6 protein-coding genes are annotated in these 8,189 nt (G+C 71.5%); 3 read left to right on the top strand and 3 right to left on the bottom strand.

Annotated features, from left to right (window positions below):
• From rapZ to G7A99_RS00970, 3 genes are all read left to right on the top strand, one after another.
• Positions 1 to 624 (top strand): RNase adapter RapZ (gene rapZ, locus G7A99_RS00980; RefSeq protein ID WP_240466048.1); only part of this gene is annotated, 624 nt, incomplete at its 5' end.
• On the top strand, positions 621 to 1,049 hold the full coding sequence (locus G7A99_RS00975; RefSeq protein ID WP_018717621.1) for a PTS sugar transporter subunit IIA: 429 nt from the start codon (positions 621 to 623) through the stop codon (positions 1,047 to 1,049). The genes rapZ and G7A99_RS00975, both read left to right, overlap by 4 nt.
• Positions 1,033 to 1,326 (top strand): HPr family phosphocarrier protein, encoded by a 294-nt coding sequence (locus G7A99_RS00970; RefSeq protein WP_018717620.1) that lies wholly within the window; start codon positions 1,033 to 1,035, stop codon positions 1,324 to 1,326. Before G7A99_RS00975 ends, G7A99_RS00970 begins: the two co-directional genes overlap by 17 nt.
• Positions 1,327 to 1,342: 16 nt before the next feature.
• Here G7A99_RS00970 and ligA read toward each other — a convergent pair whose 3' ends face one another.
• The 3 genes from ligA to smc all read right to left on the bottom strand — a co-directional run bounded on the left by ligA (position 1,343) and on the right by smc (position 8,108).
• Positions 1,343 to 3,370 carry an NAD-dependent DNA ligase LigA gene (gene ligA / locus G7A99_RS00965; protein WP_163138667.1) on the bottom strand — a complete coding sequence of 676 codons (2,028 nt, stop codon included), beginning with the start codon at positions 3,368 to 3,370 and terminating at the stop codon, positions 1,343 to 1,345.
• Positions 3,371 to 3,383: 13 nt separating this feature from the next.
• Positions 3,384 to 4,502, bottom strand: a complete 1,119-nt coding sequence (gene zipA, locus G7A99_RS00960) for a cell division protein ZipA (protein WP_018717618.1) — start codon at positions 4,500 to 4,502, stop codon at positions 3,384 to 3,386.
• 84 nt (positions 4,503 to 4,586) lie between these two features.
• Positions 4,587 to 8,108, bottom strand: coding sequence for a chromosome segregation protein SMC (smc, locus tag G7A99_RS00955; RefSeq protein WP_163138666.1), 3,522 nt, complete (start codon positions 8,106 to 8,108; stop codon positions 4,587 to 4,589).
• Between the last annotated feature and the right edge of the window lie 81 nt (positions 8,109 to 8,189).

Below are 8,189 nucleotides of genomic sequence, written 5' to 3'. Positions count from 1 at the left end.
TTGCGCGCCAGCGGCATCAACTGCGAGATCCTCTTCCTCGACGCCGAGCGCGACACCCTGCTCAAGCGCTTCAGCGAGACCCGCCGGCGACACCCGCTGAGCGGCGAGGACACCTCCCTGGACGAGGCCATCCATCGCGAGCGCGAGCTGCTCGAGCCGCTGCTCGAGCGCGCGGACCTGACCATCGACACCACGCGCACCACCGTCCACGAGTTGCGTGACCTGGTCCGGGCCCGCCTGGTCCGGGCCCCCTACACCCTCTCGCTGATGTTCGAGTCCTTCGGCTACAAGCACGGCCTGCCGCCGGATGCGGACTTCGTCTTCGACGCGCGCTGCCTGCCGAATCCCCACTGGAACGCCGAGCTGCGCCCGCTCACCGGACGCGACGAGCCGGTGGCGGCATTCCTCGAGGCGCAGGAGACGGTCACCGCCTTCCACACCCAGGTGCGGGATTTCCTCGCCGAATGGATTCCGCGCTTCCAGCAGGAGAACCGCAGCTACCTGACCATCGCCATCGGCTGCACCGGGGGACAGCACCGCTCCGTCTATCTCGCCGAGCGGCTGTGCGGGGACTTCCGCGGCCGGCTCGGGCAGGTCAACGTCCGTCACCGGGAGCTGCCATGAGTGTCGGGCTGCTGATCATCACGCACAACCGTGTGGGCCAGGAGCTGCTCAACACCGCGCGCACCATCCTCGGCGCGTGCCCGCTGGAGACGGCGCACCTCAACGTCCCCCAGGACAGCAGCCCCGAAGCGATGGTCCACCGGGGCACCGAGCTGCTCACCCGCCTCGACAGCGGCGACGGCGTGCTCATCCTCACCGACGCCTTCGGCGCGACCCCCAGCAACGTGGCGGTGCGCCTGGGTGAGCGCATGGGTACGGCGGTGGTTTCGGGGCTGAACCTGCCGATGCTCCTGCGCGTGCTCAACTATCCGGACCTGCCGCTGGCGGCCCTTAGGGACAAGGCCTACACCGGCGGTCGCGACGGCGTGCTGCTCGTCGAACCCACCCCCGCGGAGCAAGACAGGCACCATGAGCGACACCGCTGAACCGACCCGGATCCGCCGCGAGGTGGAGATCGTCAACCGCCTCGGCCTGCATGCCCGCGCGGCCGCCCGGTTCGTGAGTACCGCGGGGCACTACGACGCCGACATCCAGGTCACCCGCGACGAACGCACGGTCAACGGCAAGAGCATCATGGGCATGATGATGCTCGCCGCCGCCCAGGGCAGCTGCATCCTCATCGAGGCCGAGGGCAGCGACGCGGCGCAGGCAATGGAGGCGCTGGAGGCCCTGATCGCCGAGCGCTTCGGCGAGGACAGCTGAGCCGGCCACCCGCCTCTCAGCCGGCGCCGCCGACGAGCTCGCGGAAGGCGGCCTCGTCCAGCACGCTCACCCCCAGGCGCTCTGCCTTGTCCCGCTTGGAGCCCGGGTCCGCGCCAGCGACGACGTAGTCGGTGCGCCCGGAGACACTGCCCGTCACCTTGCCGCCCAGGGCCTCGATCCGCGCCCGCGCCTCGTCGCGGGTGAACCCCTCCAGGGTGCCGGTCAGCACGAAGGTCCGGCCCGCCAGGGGCGCCTCATCACCGTCACGCCCCTCCGGGGCCGGCCAGTGGACACCGGCGTGGAGCAGGCCGTCGATGACCTCCTGATTGTGGGGCTGGGCGAAGAAGTGCGCCACGCTCTGCGCGACCACGGGCCCCACGTCCGGCACCGACTCAAGGGCCTCCTCATCCGCCTGCCTGATGGCATCGAGCTCGCCGAAGTGGGCCGCCAGGGCCTTGGCGGTGACCTCACCCACGTGATTGATCCCCAGGGCATAGAGGAACCGCGCCAGGGTCGTCTCGCGGGAGGCGTCGATGGCGCGCAGGAGGTTCGCGGCGGAGCGCTCGCCCATGCGCTCCAGCCCGCTCAGGCGCCGGGCATCGAGGTGATACAGGTCGGCGGCGGTGCGCACCAGGTCGCGCTCGACGAGCTGCGCGACGAGCTTCTCGCCGAGCCCGTCGATGTCCATGGCCCGGCGCGAGACGAAGTGCAGCAGCGCGCCCATGCGCTGGGCCGGGCAGTACAGCCCGCCGATGCAGCGGTGGGCGGCCTCCTCGTCCAGGCGCAGCACCTCGGAGCCGCATACCGGACAGGCGCCGGGCATGTCCCAGGGCTCGACGCCGGCAGGCCGCCGCTCGGTGATTACCGCCGTGATCTCGGGGATGACATCACCGGCACGGCGGACCATGACGGTGTCGCCCTCGCGCACGTCCTTGCGGCGCACCTCGTCGAGGTTGTGCAGGGTCGCGCGGCTGACGGTCACGCCGCCGACCTCGACGGGCGCCAACTCGGCCACCGGGGTGATCACGCCGGTACGCCCCACCGAGGCCGCGATGGTCTCCACCACCGTGGTGGCCTCCCGCGCCGGGAGCTTGTGCGCGGCGGCCCAACGGGGTGCGCGGGCGGTGAAGCCCAGGCGCTCGCGCAGGGCCAGGTCGTCGACCTTGTAGACCGCGCCGTCGATTTCGTAGCTCAGCGTATCGCGATACTCCAGCAGCCACTGGTAATAGCGGAGGCAGCCGTCCACGTCGTCGACGCGCTGGACGTGCTCGTTGACCCGGAAACCCCAGGCCTCAAGCCGGGTGAGCACGTCGCTGTGCGTGGCCGCCAGTGTCTCCGAGCTGGCCCCGGTGCCGAAGGTGAAGAAGGTCAGCGGCCGGCGCGCGGTGATCCGGGAATCGAGCTGGCGCAGGCTGCCGGCGGCGGCGTTGCGGGGGTTGGCGAAGGTCCGCTCGCCGGCGGCCTCGCGCCGGGCGTTGAGGCGTTCGAAGTCCGCCTTGCGGATGACGACCTCGCCACGGACCTCCAGCAGCGACGGGGCCGCGCCGGTGAGGCGCAGGGGCACCGAGCGGATGGTGCGCACGTTAGCGGTGATGTCCTCGCCGACCTCACCGTCGCCCCGCGTGGCGGCGCGCGCGAGCAGGCCGTCCTCGTAGCGCAGGTTCACCGACAGGCCGTCGAGCTTGGGCTCGCACACGTAGGCGACATCGCCGCCGGCGGCACGCTCGTGCACCCGGCGGTCGAACTCGCGCAGCTCCTCCTCGCTGAAGACGTTGCCCAGCGAGAGCATGGGCTGCTCGTGGCGCGCCGGCTCGAAGGCCTCCAGCGGTGGCGCGCCGACGCGCTGGGTGGGCGAATCCGGGGTCGCCAGCGACGGCCACTGCCGCTCCAGGTCCTGGAGCTCGCGCAGCAGCGCGTCGTACTCGGCGTCGGAGACGGCCGGCTCGTCGAGGACGTAATAGCGGTAATTGTGGTCGGCGAGGGTCTCGCGCAGCTCGGCGGCACGGCGTTCCGCCCCGGGGAAGGCGTCGTTGGACTCGCTCATGGGTTCGGGGTGGTCACTCTCGGTGCTGCCGGCGGGCGAGGTGCGCACGGCGGCGGTACTCGATCATCTCCTCGCGCAGGTGCTCCACCGCCTGATGGGTGAGGTCGCAGCGGCGCGCGTCCAGAAGCTGGCCGTCGAGCTCGCCGGCCACGTGGCGTGCGGCCTCGAGCATCTCCTCGAAGGCGGTCACGGCGTCGAACGGCCCCGGCAGGCGGAGAAAGAACGCGAGTCCCGGGGTCTCGAACCCCTCCATGCGCTCCAGGTCGAACCAGCCGGGGTTGAGGATGTTGGCGACGCTGAACTCCGCGACCCGGCCCCGGCTGCCCTCGATGTAGCGATGGAAGATGCCGTGCTCGCCGAAGGTCAGGCCGGCGGACTGCAGGGCATCCTGCACCGCGGGCCCGAGGAATCGCTCGCCGTTGGGGGCGAGCACGTTGATGACGACGATCTTCTCCTCCAGCCCCGGGGGCACGTCCGCCTCGGCCTCGCCCCCGCCACGGCTGCCGTCGCCACCGCCGTCCGTGCCCAGGGCCCGGCGCAGGCGCTCGGCGAGCCGGCCACGGCGGGCGGGCTCGCGTTCGCCGCCACCGTCGCCGAGCGCACCGGCGTCGCTGCCCTCGACACCCTCCTCGATCTCCGGCGCGTCCGGGCTTCCGTCATCCGGCGTGCTGCCAACGGGAAGGTCATCGTCCGGCCACCAGTCGTCGTCGTCCGCCTCCGGCACGGGCCACTCCTCGGCCCGGGAGCGTGAGCCTTCGACGCGGCTGTGGGCCCAGGCGGGGAAGTCACGTTCGTCGCGGCCGGCGGGGAGGTCGTCACCTTCGTCCATGCCGGCTTCGGGATCGGCCTCCGCCCCCACGTCGTGAAACGGCGACACCCGGTCGTCATCGTCACCCTCCCGGCCCAGGTCCCCGGTCTCGCGCCCGGTTTCCAGCTCCGGATCGAACTCGGGCAGCTCGTCGTCCAGGTGGGGCTCCTCGACACCACCGCCGGCGAACGGCTCGCGCTGGTTGCGACGGTTCCGGGACCAGGGCAGGCCGTCATGGCGCCAGTTCTGGAACGTGCCATGCAGGTAGATGGCCACAATGACCAGGGCACCGAGAATGATCAAAAGCCAGCGCAGTTCGTCCATCTTCCCGTCCGATCGCTCACCTGGATGCCATGGCCGAGGGCGCTCGCCATGCTCGGAACAGCCTGCATGGCGCGTGCATGAAGCTCAAGCCCCGTCCCCCGGGGTGTCCACCAGCGCGGTCGCCGCCTCCATATCCACGGCCACCAGCCGGGAGACTCCGGGCTCGTTCATGGTCACGCCGGCAAGGTGGCTGGCCGCGGCCATGGTCACCTTGTTGTGGGTGATGACGATAAACTGCACCCGGTCCGACAGGGCCTGGAGCATGTCGCAGAAACGCCCGACGTTGGCCTCGTCCAGCGGTGCGTCCACCTCGTCGAGCATGCAGAACGGCGCCGGGTTGAGCTCGAAGATGGCGAACACCAGGGCCACTGCCGTGAGCGCCTTTTCGCCGCCGGAGAGCAGGTGGATGTTGCTCACCCGCTTGCCCGGCGGGCGCGCCATGATCGCCACACCGGTTTCGAGCAGATCCTCGCCCGTGAGTTCCAGGTAGCCGCTGCCGCCGCCGAAAAGCCGGGGAAAGAGACGCTGCATGCCCTCGTTGACCTTCTCGAAGGTCTCCTTGAAACGCTGGCGCGTCTCCCGGTCGATGCGCCGGATCGCGGACTGCAAGGTTTCCAGGGCCTCGTTGAGGTCCTCGTACTGGCTGTCGAGGTAGCCCTTGCGGGATTCGAGCTCGCGGTACTCGTCGATCGCCGCCAGGTTGATCGGCCCCAGGCGGCGGATGCGCTCATCCAGGCGCTCCAGCTCCGCCTCCCAGCGCTGCTCGTCGGCGTCCTCCGGCAGCGCCGTGGCGGTCTCGGCGCGATCCACCTCCATCTCCGCGAGCTGCTCGGCCTGGGTCTGAATGCGGATCTTGAGCTCGTAGCTGCGGTAACGCGCGGACTCCGTGCCCTCGCGCAGCTCGGTGACCGAGCGCTCGGCCTCGCCGCGGCGGGTCTCGAGATCGCGCAGCCGTTCCTCCGCGTCACCCAGGCGGGTGCGGGCCTCGCCGAGCTCGTGTTCCACGGACTGGCGACGCTCCAGCAGGCGCTGGCGTTCGGCCTCGGCGGCCTCGTCGTCGACCTCGGCGGGCTCGTCGTCCGCTGCTGCGAGCTCCGCGAGCCGCGCCTCGAGGCGTTCGCACTGGGCCTTCTGGCGTGAGACGGACTCCGCCAGGGACTGTCTGGCCGTGGTCGCGCTCTCCAGGCGCAGTGCCACGTCGTGCCGGCGCGAGCGCACGTCGGCCAGGCGTTCGCGCGCCGCATCCAGCTGGTCCTGCAGACCGAGCTTCTCCTCGTTGAGCCGCTCCCGGGTCTCGTCCAGGGCCTCACTGCGATCCAGCGCCTCGGCCTGGCGCTCGCGAGCGGCACGGACGTCCGCATTGATCTCCTCGATGGCCTCGGCAAGGTCCTCGAGCTCCGCCTGGCGGGCGCGGCGGCGCTCCCCGCGCTCCTGCTGCTGGGCCCGCTGGTTGTCCACCTGCGCCTGCAGGCTGGCGCGCTCGCGTTCGGCCTCGTGGAGGGCATCGCGGTCGTCGTCCCGTCGTTCGGTGAGATCGGCGATGCGCTCACGCAGCTCGCCGCGGCGGGCCTCCTGTTCGGCGAGCCGGGCATCCAGCGTCTCAAGCGCCTCCCGCGTCTCCGAGAGGTCGCGCTCCCGTGCCAGCACGCCGGTGTCGTCACGGGCCTCGCCGCGGGCGTGCACCCAGTCCGGTCCGAAACGGGTGCCGTCCGGCGTGACGATCTCCTCGCCGGGCGCGAGGTCGGGGGCTCGGGCCAGTGCGGCATCCACATCCTCGGCGGTATGGACCCCCGCGAAGAGCCCCGCCACCGGCCACGGGGCGCTTACCCGCCGCGCAAGCCCGTCGCCGGGCGATGCCCCATCCAGCACCCCGTCCGCGGGCCGCTGGAGCACGATCTCGTCACCCTCCAGGGCCGCTAGGGCGGCCACGTAGCGCCCGGGATCCGTGACCAGGACCGCCTGCAGGTGGGCCCCGAGGACCGCCTCCACGGCCCGCTCCCAGCCCGGCTCGACGTCGAGGCGGCGGGCCAGCCGCTCGCCGTCGTCCAGGCCCTGCGCGGCAAGCCAGCGCCCCGCCGCCTCGCCCTCGCCGAGGGCGGCCTCCTGCAGGGTCTCCAGGGAGGTGAGCCGTGCCGCGGTACGGTGGCGCTCTTCCCGGGTCCCTTCCAGGGACTCGTCCAGCTCGGTGGCCTCGTCCTCGAGTGCCGTCAGGGCCTCGTCGCGTTCGTCCAGGCGCTCGCGCAGGCCCTCCAGGCGCTCCTCCAGGGCCTCCAGACGCTCCGCGCCGGCCTCGTCCGACTCGCGGGCCAGGGCCTCGTCCAGGGACTCGATTTCCTGGGCGAGGCGCTCTCGCTGACGGGTCCGCTCCTCACCCTGACGTTCGAGCTGCTCGATACGGGCACGCTCGACTTCGGCGGTACGCGCCGGCTGCTGGGCGTCCTCGTTGAAGCGCTCCCATCGCTCGCGCCAGTCCTCCAGTGCCTGCTGGGCCTGCTGCACGCCCTCGTCGGCACCGGCCTCGGCCTCGGCAAGGGCCTCGTGTTCCGGCTCCAGCTCGGCGACGCGCTCCTCGGCCAGGCGCAGCTTCTCGCCGTCCTGCTCCAGGCTGGCCCGGTGCTCATCCAGCGCCTCGCGGGTACGCGCCTCCTCCGCGCGGCGTGCCTCACGCATCTCACGCTGGTGCTTCATGCGCTGCTCGAGGCGGGTGATCTCGGAGCCAACACCGTAGTACTCGGCCTGGATCTCGTTGAGGCGGTCGCTGTCCTCGGCGTGGCGTGCGCGCACGCTCTCGGTCTCGCGCTCGAGCCGGCGCTGCTCGGCGACCGCGGCCTCGACCTCGGTGTCGCGGCGCCGCAGCTCGCCTTCCAGGCGCTCGCGCTCGGCCTCCAGGCCCTGCAGGCGCAGGACGTGCAGCTCGGCCTGGCGCTGGCGCTGCTCGGCCCGCAGGCCCTTGTAACGCTCGGCGGTGTCGGCCTGGCGCTTGAGCTTCTCGAGCTGGCGCGCGACCTCGTCGCGAACGTCCTCGAGCCGCTCCAGGTTCTCCAGGGTGTCGCGGATGCGCCGCTCGGTCTCACGCCGGCGCTCCTTGTACAGGCTGATGCCCGCCGCCTCCTCGAGGTAGCGGCGCAGCTCCTCGGGGCGCGCCTCGATCACCCGCGAGATCATGCCCTGCTCGATGATCGAGTAGCTGCGCGGCCCGAGACCGGTGCCAAGGAAGATGTCGGTGATGTCGCGCCGGCGGCAGCGTGTGCCGTTGAGGTAGTACGCGGACTGGCCGTCGCGGTTCACCTGGCGGCGCACCGCGATCTCGTTGTAGCCGGCGTACTGCCCGGTGATGGTGCCGTCGCTGTTGTCGAAGACGAGCTCGATCGAGGCGGCACCCACCGGCTTACGGCTGCCGGAACCATTGAAGATGACGTCCGCCATCGACTCGCCGCGCAGGTGCTTGGCCGAGCTCTCGCCCATGACCCAGCGCACGGCATCGATGATGTTGGATTTGCCGCAGCCGTTCGGCCCGACGATCGCCACGAGATCGCCGGGAAGCGTCACCGTGGTGGGGTCCACGAACGACTTGAAGCCGGAGAGCTTGATCTTCGCCAGCCGCATTACGCGTTCCCAGCAAGCGCGGGTACCGCCGTTGGCCTGCCCCCCCGGGTGGCGGGGGCATCAGACCACCATGCGCTGCCT

The organism is Arhodomonas sp. KWT, assembly GCF_010993615.1.
This window is presented reverse-complemented; position numbering and strand designations above follow the sequence as displayed.

Excerpts from the sequence above, each read along its gene's own strand:
- G7A99_RS00975 (WP_018717621.1), top strand. The coding sequence starts at position 621 with ATGAGTGTCGGGCTGCTGATCATCACGCACAACCGTGTGGGCCAGGAG.
- G7A99_RS00970 (WP_018717620.1), top strand. The coding sequence starts at position 1,033 with ATGAGCGACACCGCTGAACCGACCCGGATCCGCCGCGAGGTGGAGATC.
- ligA (WP_163138667.1), bottom strand. The coding sequence starts at position 3,370 with ATGAGCGAGTCCAACGACGCCTTCCCCGGGGCGGAACGCCGTGCCGCC.
- zipA (WP_018717618.1), bottom strand. The coding sequence starts at position 4,502 with ATGGACGAACTGCGCTGGCTTTTGATCATTCTCGGTGCCCTGGTCATT.
- smc (WP_163138666.1), bottom strand. The coding sequence starts at position 8,108 with ATGCGGCTGGCGAAGATCAAGCTCTCCGGCTTCAAGTCGTTCGTGGAC.